This window comes from Aridibaculum aurantiacum, from assembly GCF_017355875.1.
GTDB classification, from domain to species: Bacteria; Bacteroidota; Bacteroidia; order Chitinophagales; family Chitinophagaceae; genus Segetibacter; species Segetibacter aurantiacus.
The window spans coordinates 757344-776727 of record NZ_JAFEWC010000003.1 but is presented as its reverse complement, the minus strand read 5'-3'; the positions used below and the strand labels follow the sequence as shown (position 1 = coordinate 776727).

Genomic DNA, 19384 nt, shown 5'->3' with positions numbered 1-19384 from the left:
TAGGCAAAAAGAAAAAGCTCCCGGAAGTCCAGAAGCTTTATCTCTTTAAGATGTTTCATTTATACCAGCGCCAGCTCTAATACCTGCTGCATGTTTTTTACGTAGTGGAAAGTCAGCCCTTCAATGAAGCTACCTTCTATCTCATTCACATCTTTTTCATTCTGCCAGCAAAGGATGATTTCTTTCAAACCTGAACGTTTGGCTGCCAATACTTTTTCTTTGATACCTCCAACCGGAAGCACTTGTCCACGCAAGGTTATCTCACCGGTCATAGCCACATAAGGCTTTACCTTTCTGCCGGTAAAGGCACTGGTTAGCGAGGTAAGCATGGTTATACCCGCACTAGGACCATCTTTAGGTACAGCTCCTTCTGGTACGTGTACATGTATGGTTTTTTTGCTGAAGATCTCTGGATCTAAATTCAGCTTACGCGCATTTGCCTGCAAATAACTCAGTGCAGTAGTTGCGCTTTCCTTCATTACATTACCAAGGTTACCTGTTAGCTTCAGGTCTGGCTTGCCATCACTAAGTATGGTTTCTATAAAAAGAATATCGCCCCCAACATATGTCCACGCTAGGCCTACAGCCACACCCGGCATGTTTACCGTCTTATATATTTCATTGCTATAGCGTGGACTGCCCAATATCTTTTCTACATCTGCAACGGTAAGTGTTGATTTTACCTTACCCTTGGTAGCCATCTCCCGTGCATTAAAACGCATGATAGACGCCAGTTGCCTGTCCAGCTCACGTACACCACTTTCGCGGGTATAGCTTTCTATGATTTTCTCCAATACTTTATCCGCAATTTTGAAAGCATTCACTTTAAGTCCATGCGCTTCAAACTGCTTAGGCACCAGGTGGCGCTTAGCTATTTCCACCTTTTCTTCAATAGCATAACCGCTAAGATCTATTATCTCAAGCCTATCGCGTAACGCAGGCTGTATCTGGTTGATGTTATTGGCAGTAGCAATGAATAGTACCTTGCTCAGGTCATACTCCAGCTCCAGGTAGTTATCGTAAAAAGTATGGTTCTGCTCAGGGTCGAGTATCTCGAGTAATGCGCTGCTCGGATCGCCGCGATGATCACTACCTATCTTATCGATCTCGTCCAGTATCATTACCGGGTTACTGCTTTTTACCTTTCGTATGTTTTGTATAATACGACCAGGCATGGCGCCTATATAGGTTTTTCTATGACCACGTAATTCGCTTTCATCGTGCAATCCACCAAGGCTAAGACGAACATATTTCCTGTTAACTGCATGCGCTATACTTCTACCCAACGATGTTTTACCAATACCCGGAGGACCGATAAAACAAAGGATCGGGCTCTTCATATCGCCCTTTAGTTTTAGCACAGCCAGGTACTCCAATATCCTTTCTTTTATCTTGGTCATGCCATAATGATCATGATCCAGCACTTGCTTTGCCTTTTTTAGATCATAACTATCCTCGGTATATTCTTCCCATGGAAGATCTAGTAGCAGGTCAAGATGATTGTATACAACTGAATAATCAGGTGTACTTGGGTGCATCCTCTCAAGTTTTTCAATATTGCTCTTAAAGAGGTTCTTTGCAGCTTGCGGCCATTTTTTATGCTCCGCTTTCTTCTTCATTTCTGCCAGCTCACGATCGTTCAGGTCTCCACCCAACTCCTCTTTTATGCTCTTTAGCTGTTGTTGCAGAAAATATTCACGCTGTTGCTTATCCAGTTCTGTGCGTGTCTTATTGGTTACTTTATTTTTTAACTCCGCAAACTGAAGTTCCTTTTGCAGTATCTGCATCAGTTCTTCAGCTCTCTGGCGAACATCGTCAATCTCAAGCAGGCGTTGCTTTTCAGCAAGATCGCTATTCAGGTTGCTGCTTACAAAATTTATAAGGAAAGACGGGTTCTCAATATTCTTAAGAATAATGGATGCTTCTGTAGGAAGGTTTGGCGACATAGCCACGATCTGCGAAGCCAGGTCTTTAATGTTGCTAACGTATGCTTCAAAATCATCTTGCTGCGGGATCACGTCTTCATCCAGCAAGTTCACTTTTGCTTTGAAATACGGTTCTTCTGCAGTGATCTCAACTAATCTAAAACGCTTCTTTCCCTGGATGATGATGGTAGTGCCACCATCCGGCATTTTTATCAGCTTTACAATTTTCGCTATTGTACCAATTGAACAAAGGTCTTTTACTTCAGGCTCTTCGATGCTGCTATCGGTTTGGGCCAATACCCCAACCAGCTTACCATGTTTATAAGAGTCATTAACGGCTTTTATGCTTTTGTCTCTTCCAACAGTAATGGGTAAAACCACACCTGGAAAAAGCACCGTATTACGCAAAGGAAGAATCGGTAGATCATCCGGAACAGAGGTTATTTTATCAGCTTCATTTTCAGTTTCATTAAGGGGAATAATGGGAATGAAATCAGTATCGTCTTCAGGCCTCAGGTAAAATGTTTCTGGAATCATAGTATTAAAAATGAAGGACATAATGTCATTCAACCTCCTGTTAAAGAAATTTTTAAGGAGGGTAAAAATAATTCAATATTGGTGCCATTACGGAAAAAAGATGCGGCAAGTACCAAACTGGCATAAAAAAGCACCGCCATCGGCAGTGCTTAAACTTCATTCTTATTAGTATAATTACAAACGTAGACCAAGCCCAAGTTGGATTTGCTGGCTCTTCCATTTATCCTGGTCGTCAATATCGTTGATGTTGTTCAATCCTACAATATACCTGCCATATACACGCAACCTGCTCAGGTTAAGTGTCACTCCTCCTACCATTCCGAAATCACCTTTGGAAAATGCTTTTTCACCGTTACGAAGCAGGTTTTCATTATCATCCACCAGTATGCTGAACTGCGGACCTAGGTTTAGCGTAAGCGTGTTGCCAATGTTATAGCGAAGAAGGATTGGAATTGAAAGATACTTTAGCTGGATATCGCTGCTGGCGTTAGGATCGCTGATGTTGTTGTAAATGGAATTGAAGCCGGAACTTCTCTTTGTATTAATCTGGCTGTAAAGAAGCTCTGGTTGAATACCGAATTTTTTAGAGAAGTCAATCTCAGAAAAAGCACCCAGTTGATAACCCAGGTCAAATTCTTCATTGAAAGATTTACCACTCACTTTTGTTAGGTTCGCTCCTGCTTTTACCCCAAGCCTGAAACCTTGAGAAAAAGCAGTACCGGAAACGAGGCAAAATGCCAATGCAGTTAATAGGAAAGTTTTCATATTTTATTGTTTTTCAAGCTTTTCCAATCATCATGCCAAAGAAGATGCTCAAAATGTGAAGCCTATGCTAACATTGAAAATGTTAGTCCATTTATTCTCAGTTGCTAAAAATGAATAATCGACCAGCCACTGTGGTTGTATATAGAACGATTTGTACGAATACTCGCTGCCTAACACAAACGTAGCCGACTGCATAGCAAATCCGGTAGAGAAAGTTTCTTCAAAAGTTGTTGGCTGCTGGTTGTTGTTGTTATTGTTGTTTCTCTTTGGCTTTACTTTTTTTGGTTTTATGGTAAAACGGTTGAAGTTTTTAGCAACGCTTCCTACGGCAAAGTTCATCCCGTATTTACTGGTACCTGCAACCGCCAAGAGTGTAGGTGTTATTCTTATTGCATCATCCGTTGAAAGAACATCCAGCCATGTGAAGTTATGCCTTATAGAACCCATCAGGCCAAAGTCCGATGCTTTCTCTGTGATGGTCATCGCGGGTGTATTTCCTTGCCTGGGAATGTCTTCTGTATATGTTCCGTGGGCATAGTTTACAGTCAGCCCTGGTTGCAGGATCACTTTTTTCAACCTGCCCCAAAGCTGCCATTCGTTTACCAAAGGACTTGTAGCAAACGATAAACTGTCTGCATAGAAATAACGGGTATAACTGGCACCGGCAGAAAACGCTTTTTGCTTAATATAATTATATGATGGAGTAATGGCTCCCTGGAAAAACTTAAAACCGCCATCATTCAAAAAAAGTGTTCGCATGTCAATGCCTGCACCTGATTTATGATAGTAACCACCATTTAAATTATATACGGCCTTACTTACAATGGTGGCTGTTTGTTGCAGGTCAGCAGGACGAAAGAAACCAGAGCCAACGCCCACATTCACATCGCCATAGCTTTCGTTTTTACTGCCAAACATTAGTTTTAGTTCTTCGCGCAATTCATTGATGATTGCTAGCGAATCCTCTTTTGATAAACGATCTCCTTTCTGCGAAAAGACAACAACATTCAGCAGCAAGAAACATATGGTAAAGGCAGTTTTCACTTGTGATAGTTTACAAGTTAAAGTTCAATTTTTTATACCAGTTCCAGCACAGTAATTTCAGGAAGAATACCTACTCGCCCGGGGTAACCAATAAAACCAAAACCAGGATTTACATAAAGCTTCTGCCTGCCTTCCTCGTATAATCCAGCCCATTGCTTGTACATCCATTGTACCGGGCTCCATTTGAAGTATGGATTGTTTAATCCAAACTGCATACCATGTGTGTGCCCAGAAAGCATCAGGTCAATCTGCGGGTATTCCGGCCTTACCTGTCCATCCCAATGGCTTGGATCGTGGCTCATCAAAATCTTAAATGGATATTGTTCGGCACCGGCATACGCTTTATCCATTTTACCATATTTAGGAAAACGCCCTTTCATACTCCAGTTTTCTATTCCCAAGAGTGCTATCTGGTCACCATTTTTTTCTAGTGCCACATGTTCATTCATAAGCAGTCGCCATCCCATCTCCTGTTGTAGTTTTGCCAGGTTTGCCAGGTTTTGTGCCTTTTGCTCCCGGCTTTCCCAGTTTACATAGTCGCCGTAATCGTGGTTACCCAATACGCTAAAGACACCAAGTGGAGCACTCAGTTTATTAAAAACATCCTTGTAGTTCTCCATTTCAGTAGCCCTGTCATTCACCATATCACCAGTAAAAAGAATAAGGTCAGCGTTTTGCTTCATGATGGTGCTTATGCCTTTTTCCACTGCAGCCTTATTATCAAAACTTCCTGCATGAATATCGCTGATGTGAACGATCCGCGTGCCGCGAAAGCCCGCCGGCAGGTTATCGAATTTTAGTTTTACCCGCCGTACCTGGTAATTATATTTATTGCTAAAGCCATACACCAGCGTACCAAACAAAGTAGAACCAATGCCTAATCCTAACCAACTTAAGAATGCCGATCTGCTGATAACGTTCCCTTCATCTACGAACTTAGGGCCGAAGTTTGGAAATATCCTTCCCATCAGCCACATCAATAGCCGCCTGATATCATCTAGTAGAAAGAATACAGAAGCTATTAGTTTGGCAAAAAATAAACCTACGATGGTGGCAAATAGATAGGTACGAATGCTTTTTGGCCATGTTTCGTAGTTAACAAATGGAAGGATAACCATAACAACTATAGCAGCAATTGATATGATCCAGTAAATGGAATAAATAGTCAACCTAACCCTGTCTGAAGCGCCGCTAGCCAATGCCTTGATCACCTGGAACACGTACAGGTCGAGCATAAGCATTATAAGAATGATAATCCACCAAGTGCCCCGGTTACGCATATTTTGATTTTTGCAAAAGTAAAAGCAACTGTGCATGCTACAGGCTACACAGCGCCGTGTGTTGAAAACTTACCCGATCCATATGTAGCCAAATCAGTTGATTATTTGCGGGATGCAGTATTTTTGGCCACCTGAAGGATCAGATTTGAGGATTAAAGATTTTGAGATATTGAGATTGCGGGAATTTCAGTGAAGATGGTTTAGACGTTATTATACACAATTAAATAGTACCATATGAAATTTACTTATTACGGCCAGTCATGTTTTGCGGTAGAAATAAAAGGCAAGAAAATCTTGTTTGACCCTTTCATTACTTATAACGAACTGGCTAAGGATATAGACGTAGATAGCATAGAAGCAGACTTTATCCTGCTTAGTCATGGTCATACAGATCATATAGCAGATTGTGTAAGTATAGCAAAACGAACCGGTGCTAAAGTTGTGGCCAGCTACGAGATACATGAATGGCTGAATAAACAGGGAGTGGAAAACACTCACCCGATGAATACCGGCGGCAAGTGGCATTTTGAATTTGGTACCGTAAAGTGCGTGGTGGCGCAACATAGCAGCAGCTTACCCGACGGCACTTATGGCGGCAATCCGATGGGATTCATTGTCAATTCATCTGAAGGCAATTTTTATTTTGCCGGCGACACTTCTCTAACACTTGATATGCAGCTTATTCCGAGGTGGACCAAACTGGATTTCGCGGTACTTCCTATTGGCGACAACTTTACAATGGATGTAGCTGATGCCATTGTTGCAGCAGAATTTGTGCAGTGCGATAAGGTGGTTGGTGTACACTACAACACATTTGGTTATATTAAAATTGATATAGAATTAGCTAAGGCCGACTTCAAGGCTGCCGGAAAAGAGTTACTATTGCCGGGAATTGGCGAAACAATCAAATTATAAGCTTTTCTTTTAATACAAGACCTGAAACCGAAAAAACTACATGGGCAGAATAATTGGCGTAGCAAATCAAAAAGGTGGAGTTGGTAAAACAACTTCTGCTATAAATCTTGCAGCAAGCTTTGCAGTATTGGAATACAGAACTTTGCTGGTAGATGCTGATCCGCAAGCTAACAGCACCACCGGTGTTGGTTTCGACCTGCACAACATTACCAGCAGCCTGTACGATTGCATGGTGAATAATGCTACCGCTGAAGATGTAATACTGAAAAGCGACATTCCATTTTTGGATGTTATCCCTTCACACATTGATTTGGTAGGTGCTGAGATTGAAATGATCAATTACCCGAACCGCGAAATGGTGATGAAGAATTTGCTGGATGCGGTAAGAGATAAATATGATTTCATTGTTATTGACTGTTCGCCTTCGCTTGGGCTAATTACGGTTAATGCATTAGTAGCTGCTGACAGCGTAATTGTTCCGGTTCAGTGTGAGTTCTTCGCTTTGGAAGGTTTAGGAAAGTTGTTGAATACGATTAAGATTGTTCAAAACAGGTTGAACCCGGGCTTACAGATTGAAGGAATTTTGATGACCATGTACGATGGTCGTTTACGTCTTTGTAACCAGGTAGTAAGCGAAGTAAGGCGCCACTTCGATGAAATGGTTTTCAGCACGATCATTCACAGGAATACAAGATTAAGTGAAGCGCCAAGTTTTGGTAAACCAGTGATCTTATACGACTCCGACAGTAAAGGTGCTGTTAACTACCTGAACCTGGCGAAGGAGATATTGCAAAAGAATGACCTTACAAAGATCACCCAGGAAGAAAGGATCTTAGATTAACTTATAAATACGAAGCGACAGGCAACGCCTTGCGCATTAAATAAATCATCAAGCTATCTGCACCCACGTGAGATAGCTTTTTTTAGAAAAAACGGAATATGGCTGGACCCACCAAAAAAGACGCGTTAGGAAAAGGAATAAGAAGTCTTTTACAGAATATCAACTCTGACCTGAAGACAACTGAAGGCAACTTAAAAGAACCCGTTGTTGAAAAAGCAACCGGTATCAACCGGATTCCTATTTCCAGTATTACAATCAACCCAAAGCAGCCACGTCGCGATTTTGATGAACAAGCGTTGAATGAACTGGCAGCATCTATTAAGATGCACGACATCATTCAACCAATAACTGTTTCGCAAATAAAAGATGGCAAATACCAGCTGATAAGTGGTGAGCGCAGGTATAGGGCAAGTAAAATGGCCGGACTTGCTGATATTCCAGCTTATGTTCGCCAGGCTAACGATCAGCAACTGCTGGAACTAGCCCTGCTTGAGAACTTGCAGCGTGAAAACCTCAATTCTATTGAAGTTGCCCTTAGCTATAAGCGGATGATGGAGGAATTGAATTACACGCAGGAACAAGTAGCTGAGCGGATGGGTAAAGAAAGAAGTACCGTTACCAATTACATCCGTTTGCTAAAACTTCCACCGGATATACAACTGGCTGTACGCAATGGCAGCCTTAGCATGGGTCATGCAAGAGCTATTGTAAACGTAGACACCGTAGATAAGCAACTATACATCTTTAATGAGATCAGAGGCAAAGGACTGAGTGTAAGACAAACAGAAGAGCTGGTAAGAAAACTTTATAAAAGTGATGAGAAGCCTGCTAAAACTGAGGTGAAAGCAGGACTACCACCAGCCTATAAACGCATAGAAGATAACCTGGCCACGCATTTTGGAACGAAAGTGAAACTTGCACATAACAAGAAAGGATATGGCAGCATCAGCATCGATTATTATTCTTTGCAGGAGCTGAACAAAATACTTGAGCAGATGAATGTGCAGGTGAGCTAACAATATATATGAGGCGTATACTTTTCCTTTTGATGGTACTGCTTTTTTCTAAAGCAGCTAATGCACAAGTTGCAAATGATACGCTTACGCTCTCTCAAGACTCTACACTGCTTCGTACGAATCCTGCTTTTCAAAAAGATAGTGTAACAATTGCTCCAGGCGTTAAGGTAGAAGCGCAAGCTTTCAGTCCCAAAAAAGCAACCATACGTTCTGCTATCTTACCAGGATGGGGACAGGCATATACCAAACGCTACCTGATGATACCTGTAGTATACGCTGCACTGGGCGTGCCTGCAGGTTTTTACATCTACAACAATACCTGGTATAAAAGAACACGTTTTGCCTACGAGATAAAGGTTGATAACGACTCTTCCCGCTTTGGCGAAATTCATAGAGACCTTTCTGAACTATCACCGGAATCATTGCGCTTTTATCGAAATGATTTCAGGCGAAACAGGGACTACTCTGTCCTATTCTTTATACTGGCCTGGGGACTTAATGTAGTAGACGCCACTGTTTTTGCGCATCTCAAAGAGTTTGATGTAAGCGATGACCTTTCGCTAAAAGTGAAACCGAACATTGATTTCAACCGCCCGGGGTTTAGCCTGGTGCTGTCTCCAAAGAACACCTCCACCAAAAGGATGTTGATGGCACGCTAGCCATATATAATTTACATTCGCACTTCTTAATTTTTATACTATGAAAATAGCATTGATAGGTTATGGCAAAATGGGTAAAGCAATAGAAGAAATTGCTGTGGCGAAAGGACATGAGATAGTGCTGAAGATAACCATAGATAATACGGAAGAAATGACGGATGCTAACCTGCAGAAAGCTGATGTAGCCATAGAGTTTACTGGTCCTGAAAGCGCAGTAGAGAATATAAAGCAGTGCTTAAGCGCAGGTGTTCCTGTAGTGAGTGGATCAACAGGTTGGCTGGCACAGTGGGAAGAGGTAAAACAACATTGCGAGCAGAATAATGGTGCGCTAGTATATGCCAGCAATTACAGTATTGGTGTCAACTTATTCTTTGAAGTAAATAAATACCTGGCAAAGCTGATGGCTAATTATGATTATGATGTAGAGCTAAAAGAAGTGCATCATACACAAAAGAAAGATTCGCCAAGTGGTACTGCTATTACTCTTGCGGAGCAGGTGTTGGAGCAAATCAAACAAAAAAAGAACTGGATAAATGAACCATCAGAAGACAAGAGCCAGCTGCAAATCATAAGTGAAAGAGTGGACCCTGCACCCGGAACACATCATGTAAAATATTCTTCACCTATTGATGATATTGAGATCATTCATACAGCGCACAACCGCACCGGCTTTGCTTCAGGAGCTGTGGCAGCAGCTGAATTCTTAAAATATAAAACGGGTATCTTCAATATGAGAGACGTGCTTGGACTATAGCATGTAATTTATTGCTAATGAAAAAGGTTTTGATCAACAGCAGCAGCTTAGATCAAAACCTTTTTCATTTTAAATATTATTATTTTCTAAAGAACAAAACTGGTTCCTACTTTGAACAACACGTTGTTGTTGAACCCGCCACCATTGTGATTTCGCCAGTTGTCGTAGTATAAGGCACCTTCTATTCCCATAAAACGTACACCTGCGCCCACACCTCCAATAAACTGGTTGTACGTGTGCGACTGGTGCTTTATAACACCAACCCCAAGATCAGCATTTACAAAAACGATCCTGCTAACAAGGTAGTGCCGCACGCCTCCTTTTATAGGCATATAGGTTATATGTCCAGTGCCTTTATTGTGCGCCCGGAAAGTGGCTATTCCTACTGTACCTACTATAAATGATTTACCCAATCCTACCCCGGCGAGTGCTTCTGCACCTATACCATAACTATACTGATCGGCAAAGCTACCAGTGGGTTTTGCATAATTTACATTGCCGCCAAGCATGATGCCGGGCCGTTGAATCTGAGCCTTTACTGTTATAAAACTCAATATGAAGGAGAGAACAAAAAACGGGATGAGGAATGTCTTTTTCATTGTAGAAAATTTTAAAGGATATGGAAGTGTTCAAAGGTGCACCAAAATAATACCATCACAGAATTCAACAAAATGAGCAAGGCATCAAACTTGCTTTTGCAAGTAAAACACACCAGATGAGATACCTGTCACTATTTTTCCTGTATGCATTATTAGGTACAAGTACAGTAAACGCTCAAATGGAAGGGCGTAATATGGCTAAAATAAATTTATCAGCATTTGCCTTAAAAGGATTCAATGTACAATATGAAAGGCAGATTGCTAAACGATGGACCGCAGCATTGGGCTATAGCGCTATACCGAAGTCTACAATCGCTTTTAAAAGTGTTCTTGATAAACAAGTTAATGATGTAGACATCAACTTTGGTGACATGCGCTTAGGCACTTCTATTTTTACTCCGGAGATAAGATACTACGTTGGAAAGCGCGGCGCATTTCATGGCTTTTACCTTGCCCCGTACGCACGTATTTCATCGTACGATATGGATGGACCGATATCGATCTTTAGCGGCATAGACAGGCGCACGGTTATTTTTTCAGGTAAACTAAATGCAGTTACCGGCGGGTTGATGCTTGGCAGCAATTTCAGGCTGTCCGACCGCCTACACCTTGACTGGTGGATAATAGGTGCAGGATTTGGTGGAGCTAATGGTAACCTTGTAGCGGCTACTTCTTTGTCAGAAATGGAACAGCGCGAACTAAGGCGCGAACTGGAAAACCTGGAAGTGCCTATGACCAGGATTCAATCGCAGGTAAATGCAAATGGCGCCACCATTACTACCACTGGCAGCATGGCTGGCATCCGCGGTTTGGGATTGAACCTGGGAATTAGGTTCTAAGCAATCAAAGATTGAATAATAGTTTTTATAATAAAGAAAGGGAAGCAATTCAACTGCTTCCCTTTTCTATACCAATGCATTCATCAATGTATTACCAACCAATCAACTCTCAACCAATCAACTGATCAACTAATCAACTTTTCAACTCTTTCTTCAAATTCTCCAGCATATCCTTCGTCATCCTTTCAAGGTCGTATTCCGGTTTCCATCCCCAATCATTTTGCGCCTGGCTATCGTCTATACTTTGTGGCCAGCTATCCGCAATTTGCTGGCGACTATCAATTTTATAATTGATGGAGAAATCGGGTAAATGCTTCTGGATCTCAGCACTGATCTCTTTAGGAGAAAAACTAACCGCTGCAAGATTATAAGAAGAGCGGACACTTATTTTATCTGCATCGGCTTCCATCAGTTCAATGGTAGCCCTGATGGCATCAGGCATATACATCATTGGCAGGTAAGTATCCGGCTGCAGGAAAGACGTATAATGTCCTTTGTTAAGCGCATCATGGAATATTTCTACCGCGTAATCAGTAGTACCTCCGCCTGGTTGCGATTTATAACTGATAAGGCCGGGATAACGCAGGCTTCGTACATCAAGCCCATAACGCTTGAAATAATATTCACACCAGCGTTCACCAGCATACTTACTAATGCCATAGATGGTAGTAGGCTCAATGGTAGTATGCTGAGGCGTATTTTCTTTAGGAGAGGTAGGACCGAAAACCGCGATGCTGCTCGGCCAGTAGATCTTCTTCAAGTTTTCTTCACGTGCTACATCCAGTACATTCAGCAGGCTTTGCATATTAATGTGCCATGCCAGTGTTGGGTTCTTTTCACCCGTAGCACTAAGTATAGCTGCAAGCAAGTATACCTGCGTTATATTATACCGGAGCACCAATACATGAAATGTTTCTTTGTTCATGATATCCAAAGAAACATACGGGCCGGTGCCTTTAAGCAGGCTGTGTTCTTCCCGCAGGTCGCTGGCAATTACAGCCTGTTCTCCATATATTTTTCTAAGTTGAAGTGTTAGCTCCACTCCTATCTGTCCACAAGCTCCTATTACAAGGATTTTTTCATCGCGATTTGGCATAGCAAGTTTTTAGAGAGCAGCATTTGATTGTGCTGCAGTAGATTTTGAAAACGCAAAACAAATGAAACTTTACCAGAACAATTGATCCAATTTATTCACCTTTGCTGCCTTAATCTATTAGTAGTTATGGAGTTCCTGCACCAGTTATTTCAAAAGCAAGCATACGACAAAAACAACTTCTTCCTGATAGCAGGGCCATGTGTAGTAGAAAGTGAAGAGATAGTGATGGAAGTGGCTGAAGGTGTTGCTGATATTTGCAAGCGCCTGCAGATACCCTATGTTTTCAAAGCTTCTTATAGAAAGGCCAATAGAACCAGCGCATCTTCTTTTACCGGTATAGGCGACGAAGCAGGATTAGAGCTGGTGAAAAAGGTAGGTGAAAAGTATAGTTTGCCTACTACCACAGATATTCATGCACATGAAGAAGCAGCGCTTGCTGCAAAATATGTTGACATACTGCAGATACCAGCGTTCTTGTGCAGGCAAACAGATCTTTTATTAGCAGCCGCCGAAACGGGTAAAATAGTGAATGTAAAAAAGGGGCAGTTCCTGAGTGGCGAGTCAATGAAATTTGCAGTAGATAAAGTACGCAAAGCAGGCAATGAAAAAGTAATGCTTACCGATCGCGGTAATACATTTGGCTACCAGGACCTGGTAGTTGATTATCGCAACCTGCCTATAATGAAGCAGAACAATGTTCCGGTGATCATGGATTGTACTCACAGTTTGCAACAGCCCAACCAGGCAGGCGGCGTTACAGGCGGCAACCCGGGCATGATAGCTACTATTGCCAAAGCAGCCATAGCTACTGGTGCAGACGGCCTGTTTATAGAAACACATCCAAATCCAAAAGAGGCAAAGAGCGATGGAGCCAACATGCTTCATCTAAGCAAACTGGAAGAGCTACTGGAGAAGCTGGTAAAGGTGAGAATGGCGGTCATATAATTCCAATGAAAAATGAAAAATTAAAAAGTAAGAAGCATCAAATGGTTCCTCTTTTACATTTTGCATTTTACATTAATTAGGTGTTATACACCAACACGCCATCCTTGGCTGCAAGCTCACTTGGCAAGTGACCGAATTCCTTTTTAAAAGTATTTGCAAAGTGGCTGAGGTTACTATAACCTACCATTATACCTACTTCTTTAATAGAATACTTGCCCAACATTAAAAGCGCTTTTGCTTTTATCATGCGGTTTTTTTGGTAGTATTCGTAAATCGGCAAACCGTATAATGCTTTAAAATCGTTTTTCAACTTGGTTGGACTCATAGCTGATATCCTGCTTAGTTCCTCGATAGTTGGAGGTGCCTTCTCAAAATTCTTAACCAGCAAAGCTTCTACTTTCATCAGGCGCATTGTCTCATCATCTGAGCGGCGCGGTTTCTTTGCTGCCACTTCCCGCCGTTGGTGAAGCTTTATAATAAACTTTTCCAGTAATAGCAGCACCCTGTTTTGAATATAGTTCACCTGGAGAGGGTGCTGTATCTTTTCTACCAGCAGTTCATCCAGCATTACCCTGTATTCTGTAGCTATAGGTTGTAGTGTATCAGATTTTATAAGTTTTGGAAAATGCTGTGTCAGCATCTCATCCATTACAGAGCGGCCAAGCACTTTGGCAAAATGATCTTTATTGAAGAAGAAGGCTACTATGCGCGTCTTCAATCCCGCCGGAAAAACAATCACATCTTCATTGTATGTGTGGGAAAGCTTAACGTACGATTGCACATCTTCGGCAAGGCGCCTGCTGGTTCCGGCTTCAGCTATCTGTTCAGTAAATTGAAGGCAGAAGAAGTTTTCATCAGTAGCTATCCTTTTTATTTCTACATCTTGTGTAAGCAAGGTTTCAGCTATAAAAATTGAAATGCCAGATGGAAGTGTTCTTGCCCATGCATATCCTGAACCAGTGGATGGATAGATGGTAAGTTGCCCTTCAACCATCTTGCTTTTTGTGGCATCGGCTAGTAAGGGTAGTAAAAAAAGAAAATCTGGTTTTTCAAACTCTCGCATATTCCTCAGTTCGTCTGGATTAAAAGGGATGTAAATCTAAGCATCATCAACTTGTGTATAGCAAAAACTACCTGCCTAGTATATCACTCGGCAGCTGGTCGAATGACTTCTTGAAGGCTTTAGCAAAATTGCTCAGGTTGCTATAACCGAGCTCCATTCCCACTTCCTTCACGCTGTATTTTCTGCTAAGCAACATGGCTTTCGCCTTATTCATCCTGTGTTTTTGGTAATACTGGTAAACCGGCATACCATATATCTCTTTAAAACTATTCTTCAATTTACTAGGGCTCATAGCAGCCATACGCGCCAGTTGCGGTATAGGTGGTGGCTCTACTGAAAAATCCTTTACCAATTCCCGCTCTATCACCTTCAACTGGTTAATGTCGTTGTTGCTGATCTTTACATTGAAATGCATGTCACTCATCTTCTGGTAGATGCGTGTAAAGAAACGCTCTAGCAAAAGCATGATCCTGTTTTGAATGACCAATGTTTCCAGTAGCGGGTCTGCCTGTGATTCGATGATCTCACCCAGGAGCCGCTTATATTCAAAGTCCATTGGCTCGTAGTTAAAAGCACTCATTCGCAGGCTCAGGTATTTCTTTATCATATCTCCTACCTGTTCTACTTCCAGGAATTGCTCCAGCCATTGACGGCTAAAAAGAATATTTACACCTTTTACCCTTGTTCCTTTTGTACTGAAGAACAACCAATCAAATTTGGTGCTTCCTAAAAATACGGCAGAACGTACGGGTGCTACATGCGCAGGTAGTGGTTCGGGAGATGCAGCGGCAGTTTCAGGTATGAGTACTTCGTCGAACCGAAGCGTATAATAGTCCTGGTTTATTTTAGTTCGGTTGAGAAGAATATCCTGGTGAACCACATAATCCGAAAGTATACCTTGAAGTCCGTTGGGCAGCTCTATAAGTTTCATATAGCCGGCGCCAACTTCAGAAGGCAGGTGAAGTGTATTGCCTTGTACTTTGGTATTGAATGCCGCAGCATAATACTGCAACATTTCGTTGTACTGGGTATGGTTAAACTCAATCTTTAGCACAGGGTTTCAGGCATTTTGGAACTACAAGTAGCGCAACGGGTTGCGTCTTGCTGACAGAATGTAATTCTTGATATTGATCCAAAACGCAAGAATCATGTAGATTATTACAGGTGAGCCAAAGGTTAAGAAAGAAATATAGATAAACCACATCCGGATACGGCTGGTGGCAATACCCATTTTTTCTCCAATTGCAGTACATACACCAAAAGCCCGAACCTCAAAAAACTCTCTAATGTTTTTCATAACTAGTTTTTTCTCCTAAATGAACTGGTATAGGATCTGTTAAATGCAATTTAAAGAATTTCAGCGCAGCATCTCAAATCTCATTTTCTACAAGGCTTCTTTTACTGTAAATTTGCCCAACTTTTAGTCACACATTAAAAATTACTTGTAATTATGGCTTTTGACATAGACATGATCAAGAAGGTGTATGAAGATATGCCTGGCAAAGTAGATAAAGCTCGCCAGGCTGTTGGACGCCCTTTAACACTAGCAGAAAAGATTTTGTTCGCACACCTTCACCCGGGAATGGATCTGAAGAATTTTGAACGTGGAAAAAATTATGTGGATTTTGCTCCTGACCGTGTGGCTATGCAGGATGCAACAGCACAGATGGCGTTGCTCCAGTTCATGCAAGCAGGCCGTCCGCAAGTTGCCGTACCAAGTACTGTACACTGCGATCACCTTATCCAGGCTAAAGTAGGCGCAAAAGAAGACCTTGACACAGCACTGAATACCAATAAAGAAGTTTTTGAATTTTTATCATCAGTTTCTAATAAATATGGTCTAGGTTTCTGGAAACCAGGCGCAGGTATCATTCACCAGGTAGTACTGGAGAATTATGCTTTTCCTGGTGGAATGATGATTGGAACCGATAGCCATACGCCTAATGCAGGTGGTTTGGGTATGATAGCTATAGGTGTAGGTGGTGCCGATGCATGCGATGTAATGGCAGGACTTGCATGGGAATTGAAATGGCCTAAACTAATAGGTATAAAACTTACCGGCCGCATGAGCGGTTGGACAGCACCAAAAGATATTATTCTGAAAGTGGCGGGTATTCTTACTGTAAAAGGTGGAACAGGCGCTATTGTAGAATACTTTGGTGATGGTGCAGATAGCTTAAGTTGTACTGGCAAGTCAACCATTTGTAACATGGGTGCTGAGATAGGCGCTACTTGTTCTTTGTTTGCTTACGATGAGAAAATGGCTGGCTACCTGCGTTCTACAGATCGTTCAGATGTAGCTGACATGGCTAGCGGAATCTCTGAATACCTGCGTCCTGATGCGGATGTATATGCTAACCCTGAGAAATACTACGACCAGGTAATTGAGATAAACCTGGATGAATTGGAGCCACATGTAAACGGACCATTCACCCCGGATCTTGCATGGCCTATCAGCAAATTTGCTGAAGCCGTACGCGCCAATCAATGGCCTGAAAAACTTGAAGTTGCTCTTATAGGCTCCTGCACAAACAGCTCATACGAAGACATCAGCCGCTCGGCTTCTATAGCCCGCCAGGCAGCTGATAAAAATCTGAAAGCAAAGTCTGAATTCACTATTTCTCCGGGTAGCGAAATGGTTCGTTACACAGTAGAAAAAGATGGTTTGCTACAAGCATACGATACAATGGGTGGTATTGTAATGGCAAATGCTTGCGGACCTTGTATTGGTCAATGGGCTCGTCATATAGATGATCCAAATCGTAAGAACTCTATTATCACTTCCTTCAACAGGAACTTTGCAAAACGTAATGATAGCTATGCAGGTACGCACGCATTTGTTGCCAGCCCTGAAATAGTAACAGCGTTTGCACTTGCTGGTGATCTTACTTTCAATCCACTTACAGATACCCTTATCAACGAAAATGGTGAGGCAATAAAATTGGAAGAACCACAAGGTTATGAACTTCCTCCAAAAGGTTTTTCTGTAGAAGATCCAGGGTACCAGGCTCCGGCAGCTGATGGCGACCAGGTAGAAGTTTTGGTAAGCCCAGACTCTCAACGCCTACAGTTACTTGATCCATTTCCTGAATGGGAAGGAACTGACATCAAAGGTCTTCGCCTGCTTATAAAAGCAAAAGGAAAATGTACCACTGACCACATTTCAATGGCAGGTCCTTGGTTAAAATTCCGCGGACACCTTGATAACATTTCGAACAACATGTTGATTGGTGCGCTTAACTACTTTAACGATAATGTAGATAAAGTAAAAAATCAACTGACTGGTGAATATGGTCCTGTACCAGCTACACAACGTGCTTACAAAGCAGCAGGAATTGGATCTGTAGTAGTTGGTGATGAAAACTATGGTGAAGGTTCTTCAAGAGAGCATGCGGCCATGGAGCCTCGTCACTTAGGTGTTCGTGCTATCCTGGTTAAATCATTTGCTCGTATCCACGAAACTAACCTGAAGAAGCAGGGTATGCTGGCGCTGACTTTTGCTAACAAAGAGGATTACGAAAAAGTACAGGAAGATGATGTGATAGACATTGTTGGACTTACTGATTTCACTCCTGGCAAACCATTGCATGTGGTACTTCACCATGCAGATGGTACTGAAGATACAATCGAGGTAAATCATACTTACAACGAACAACAGATTGAATGGTTTAAAGCAGGTGCTGCTTTAAATATCATACGCAGGCAAGTGGCACAACCTACTGCTTAATCGTTTGTTTTTATATTAAAAAAGCGGAGTTACAAGCTCCGCTTTTTTTTATGCCTATACTTCAGTTGTTGCTTTTTAAAAGGCTTCTCCTATGAAGATATAGATCCCTCTTCCCTCTTTGGTAAAAGCTACATCCAAACGGCTGTAGATATCTTTCTTAGGAAATAAAAGAAACCGGATACCGGCACCACCAGCCACTACAACTTCCGAAGGTTTGAAAGCTTTAAACTCATTAAAGACTGTTGCAGCACTTGCAAATACAGTAGCTCCCCATCGTTTTGTAAAGTTGAATGGCAATGGCAACAACCTGTATTCCGCCTGCGCTGCCAGTTGGTTTTTGTCCCTGTACCTTCCCCTGTAATACCCACGCATCATGCCTTCTGCTCCCATCAATGCCAGTTGGTTGAAGGGTACTTGTCCAAGGTTGAATTCGCCGAGTAACTGCATTGCCAGTACATCCCTCTTGTTCATAGGAATGTAATACCGATTGTCAGTAACCAAAGATGTGAAGGTAAAATTGCTGGCAAATGCACTATTATAATGAAGCGCAGCAAGTTCAAAAAAGGATCCATCACGCACATTTAAAACGTTATGTCTTTCATCCCAAATGAAGCCTGCGCCTAAACCCAGGTTGGATGATCCCTCAAATCCAATCGGCTTATTTACCAACTGTCCATTGCCATGAAAGCTAACGTTGCTGATGTTTTGGAAATCGACCTCTGGTCCTATATATAAATTTTTATAAACCCGCTTTAACACCCTTTCCCTTACGCTAAGCTGCAGTGCATCTACACGCAACGGATTTTCTTTAGGTGCATCCATACCCACACCATAAAACAACATAGGAAAATTCTGGTAACGGATGCGCCCGATATACGACCAGTTGTTCTTGTCAGAATACAGTGCATGGTCTAACCAGATGCCGTACTGTTTTTCAAAAGTGTAAAAAGTAAAACCATAGATCTCGCTCAGCCTGTTAGATGTATCTCTGTTGGTGTAGTAGATATAGATATTACTCAGGCCAATCTCCCAGCTGGTTTCAGGCGAGAAGGCAAGCGTAGGATAAGCAAAAAATTGTGGCTTGGCTATATCATTTGTATCGTTGATTAACCTATTAATGTAGCGCTTTATGAAATTTTGTTTTTGCGCATGCGCCTCATGCGAATAAATCAGAAAGAAAAGAAACAGTGCAGCAAATGCTTTAAGCAGCCTCATGTTGTGTTATAAGTTTACCAGCCGGGTTACGCAACTGACGAGCAGGAAAACAACAGCAAATTCAATAGCAGGCAAAATGGAACTATGTTATCAAATGCCTGTACCGATCCTGTTCTCAATTGCTGGAACAAATTTGCAAAAGGAATACCAACATCCTATTACCT

At 42.0% G+C, this 19384-nt stretch carries 18 protein-coding genes; 8 read left to right on the top strand and 10 right to left on the bottom strand.

What is annotated here, in order from left to right; translation table 11 throughout:
- Positions 1–59: 59 nt before the first annotated feature.
- From lon to J4N22_RS16905, 4 genes are all read right to left on the bottom strand, one after another.
- Positions 60–2462, bottom strand: a complete 2403-nt coding sequence (gene lon, locus J4N22_RS16920) for an endopeptidase La (RefSeq protein WP_207496638.1) — start codon at positions 2460–2462, stop codon at positions 60–62.
- A 174-nt stretch (positions 2463–2636) separates the two neighbouring features.
- Positions 2637–3227 (bottom strand): porin family protein, encoded by a 591-nt coding sequence (locus J4N22_RS16915; protein WP_207496636.1) that lies wholly within the window; start codon positions 3225–3227, stop codon positions 2637–2639.
- A 48-nt stretch (positions 3228–3275) separates the two neighbouring features.
- On the bottom strand, positions 3276–4271 hold the full coding sequence (locus J4N22_RS16910; protein WP_207496634.1) for a hypothetical protein: 996 nt from the start codon (positions 4269–4271) through the stop codon (positions 3276–3278).
- A 32-nt stretch (positions 4272–4303) separates the two neighbouring features.
- On the bottom strand, positions 4304–5551 hold the full coding sequence (locus tag J4N22_RS16905; RefSeq protein ID WP_207496632.1) for a metallophosphoesterase: 1248 nt from the start codon (positions 5549–5551) through the stop codon (positions 4304–4306).
- A gap of 234 nt (positions 5552–5785) precedes the next feature.
- Here J4N22_RS16905 and J4N22_RS16900 point away from each other — a divergent pair, with 234 nt between their 5' ends.
- The 5 genes from J4N22_RS16900 to dapB all read left to right on the top strand — a co-directional run bounded on the left by J4N22_RS16900 (position 5786) and on the right by dapB (position 9736).
- Positions 5786–6466 (top strand): metal-dependent hydrolase, encoded by a 681-nt coding sequence (locus tag J4N22_RS16900; RefSeq protein ID WP_207496630.1) that lies wholly within the window; start codon positions 5786–5788, stop codon positions 6464–6466.
- A gap of 40 nt (positions 6467–6506) precedes the next feature.
- Positions 6507–7307 carry a ParA family protein gene (locus J4N22_RS16895; RefSeq protein ID WP_207496628.1) on the top strand — a complete coding sequence of 267 codons (801 nt, stop codon included), beginning with the start codon at positions 6507–6509 and terminating at the stop codon, positions 7305–7307.
- Between the two features lie 98 nt (positions 7308–7405).
- Positions 7406–8323 (top strand): ParB/RepB/Spo0J family partition protein, encoded by a 918-nt coding sequence (locus tag J4N22_RS16890; RefSeq protein ID WP_207496626.1) that lies wholly within the window; start codon positions 7406–7408, stop codon positions 8321–8323.
- A gap of 8 nt (positions 8324–8331) precedes the next feature.
- Positions 8332–8982 carry a DUF5683 domain-containing protein gene (locus J4N22_RS16885; RefSeq protein WP_207496624.1) on the top strand — a complete coding sequence of 217 codons (651 nt, stop codon included), beginning with the start codon at positions 8332–8334 and terminating at the stop codon, positions 8980–8982.
- 40 nt (positions 8983–9022) lie between these two features.
- Positions 9023–9736, top strand: coding sequence for a 4-hydroxy-tetrahydrodipicolinate reductase (gene dapB / locus J4N22_RS16880; RefSeq protein ID WP_207496622.1), 714 nt, complete (start codon positions 9023–9025; stop codon positions 9734–9736).
- Between the two features lie 86 nt (positions 9737–9822).
- Here dapB and J4N22_RS16875 read toward each other — a convergent pair whose 3' ends face one another.
- Positions 9823–10335: a hypothetical protein gene (locus J4N22_RS16875; RefSeq protein WP_207496620.1), complete on the bottom strand. Its 513-nt coding sequence runs from the start codon at positions 10333–10335 to the stop codon at positions 9823–9825.
- Positions 10336–10451: 116 nt separating this feature from the next.
- Between J4N22_RS16875 and J4N22_RS16870 the strand changes: the two genes are divergently transcribed.
- Positions 10452–11174, top strand: a complete 723-nt coding sequence (locus J4N22_RS16870; protein ID WP_207496618.1) for a DUF3575 domain-containing protein — start codon at positions 10452–10454, stop codon at positions 11172–11174.
- Positions 11175–11307: 133 nt separating this feature from the next.
- On the opposite strand, the gene J4N22_RS16865 is transcribed toward J4N22_RS16870, so the two are convergent.
- Positions 11308–12270 carry an NAD-dependent epimerase/dehydratase family protein gene (locus tag J4N22_RS16865; RefSeq protein ID WP_207496616.1) on the bottom strand — a complete coding sequence of 321 codons (963 nt, stop codon included), beginning with the start codon at positions 12268–12270 and terminating at the stop codon, positions 11308–11310.
- A 126-nt stretch (positions 12271–12396) separates the two neighbouring features.
- Here J4N22_RS16865 and kdsA point away from each other — a divergent pair, with 126 nt between their 5' ends.
- A complete protein-coding gene (gene kdsA / locus J4N22_RS16860; protein WP_207496614.1) occupies positions 12397–13215 on the top strand; it encodes a 3-deoxy-8-phosphooctulonate synthase in 819 nt (272 codons plus the stop codon).
- A gap of 76 nt (positions 13216–13291) precedes the next feature.
- Here the strand turns inward: kdsA and J4N22_RS16855 are convergent, their stop codons facing one another.
- The 3 genes from J4N22_RS16855 to J4N22_RS16845 form a co-directional block, all read right to left on the bottom strand.
- Positions 13292–14278, bottom strand: coding sequence for a helix-turn-helix transcriptional regulator (locus tag J4N22_RS16855; RefSeq protein ID WP_207496612.1), 987 nt, complete (start codon positions 14276–14278; stop codon positions 13292–13294).
- 67 nt (positions 14279–14345) lie between these two features.
- Complete coding sequence (locus tag J4N22_RS20225) at positions 14346–15332, bottom strand: helix-turn-helix domain-containing protein (protein WP_207496610.1); 987 nt, start codon at positions 15330–15332, stop codon at positions 14346–14348.
- 21 nt (positions 15333–15353) lie between these two features.
- On the bottom strand, positions 15354–15575 hold the full coding sequence (locus tag J4N22_RS16845) for a PspC domain-containing protein (RefSeq protein ID WP_207496607.1): 222 nt from the start codon (positions 15573–15575) through the stop codon (positions 15354–15356).
- Positions 15576–15728: 153 nt separating this feature from the next.
- Here J4N22_RS16845 and J4N22_RS16840 point away from each other — a divergent pair, with 153 nt between their 5' ends.
- Positions 15729–18005 (top strand): aconitate hydratase, encoded by a 2277-nt coding sequence (locus J4N22_RS16840; protein ID WP_207496605.1) that lies wholly within the window; start codon positions 15729–15731, stop codon positions 18003–18005.
- Positions 18006–18080: 75 nt separating this feature from the next.
- On the opposite strand, the gene J4N22_RS16835 is transcribed toward J4N22_RS16840, so the two are convergent.
- Complete coding sequence (locus J4N22_RS16835) at positions 18081–19220, bottom strand: BamA/TamA family outer membrane protein (RefSeq protein WP_207496603.1); 1140 nt, start codon at positions 19218–19220, stop codon at positions 18081–18083.
- Positions 19221–19384: the final 164 nt, after the last annotated feature.

Coding starts and splice junctions, on each gene's coding strand:
- J4N22_RS16835 (WP_207496603.1), bottom strand. CDS start 19,220: ATGAGGCTGCTTAAAGCATTTGCTGCACTGTTTCTTTTCTTTCTGATT.
- J4N22_RS16840 (WP_207496605.1), top strand. CDS start 15,729: ATGGCTTTTGACATAGACATGATCAAGAAGGTGTATGAAGATATGCCT.
- J4N22_RS16885 (WP_207496624.1), top strand. CDS start 8,332: ATGAGGCGTATACTTTTCCTTTTGATGGTACTGCTTTTTTCTAAAGCA.
- J4N22_RS16905 (WP_207496632.1), bottom strand. CDS start 5,551: ATGCGTAACCGGGGCACTTGGTGGATTATCATTCTTATAATGCTTATG.
- J4N22_RS16845 (WP_207496607.1), bottom strand. CDS start 15,575: ATGAAAAACATTAGAGAGTTTTTTGAGGTTCGGGCTTTTGGTGTATGT.
- J4N22_RS16875 (WP_207496620.1), bottom strand. CDS start 10,335: ATGAAAAAGACATTCCTCATCCCGTTTTTTGTTCTCTCCTTCATATTG.
- J4N22_RS16895 (WP_207496628.1), top strand. CDS start 6,507: ATGGGCAGAATAATTGGCGTAGCAAATCAAAAAGGTGGAGTTGGTAAA.
- J4N22_RS16890 (WP_207496626.1), top strand. CDS start 7,406: ATGGCTGGACCCACCAAAAAAGACGCGTTAGGAAAAGGAATAAGAAGT.
- J4N22_RS16865 (WP_207496616.1), bottom strand. CDS start 12,270: ATGCCAAATCGCGATGAAAAAATCCTTGTAATAGGAGCTTGTGGACAG.
- kdsA (WP_207496614.1), top strand. CDS start 12,397: ATGGAGTTCCTGCACCAGTTATTTCAAAAGCAAGCATACGACAAAAAC.
- J4N22_RS16855 (WP_207496612.1), bottom strand. CDS start 14,278: ATGCGAGAGTTTGAAAAACCAGATTTTCTTTTTTTACTACCCTTACTA.
- J4N22_RS16900 (WP_207496630.1), top strand. CDS start 5,786: ATGAAATTTACTTATTACGGCCAGTCATGTTTTGCGGTAGAAATAAAA.
- J4N22_RS16915 (WP_207496636.1), bottom strand. CDS start 3,227: ATGAAAACTTTCCTATTAACTGCATTGGCATTTTGCCTCGTTTCCGGT.
- dapB (WP_207496622.1), top strand. CDS start 9,023: ATGAAAATAGCATTGATAGGTTATGGCAAAATGGGTAAAGCAATAGAA.
- J4N22_RS16870 (WP_207496618.1), top strand. CDS start 10,452: ATGAGATACCTGTCACTATTTTTCCTGTATGCATTATTAGGTACAAGT.
- lon (WP_207496638.1), bottom strand. CDS start 2,462: ATGATTCCAGAAACATTTTACCTGAGGCCTGAAGACGATACTGATTTC.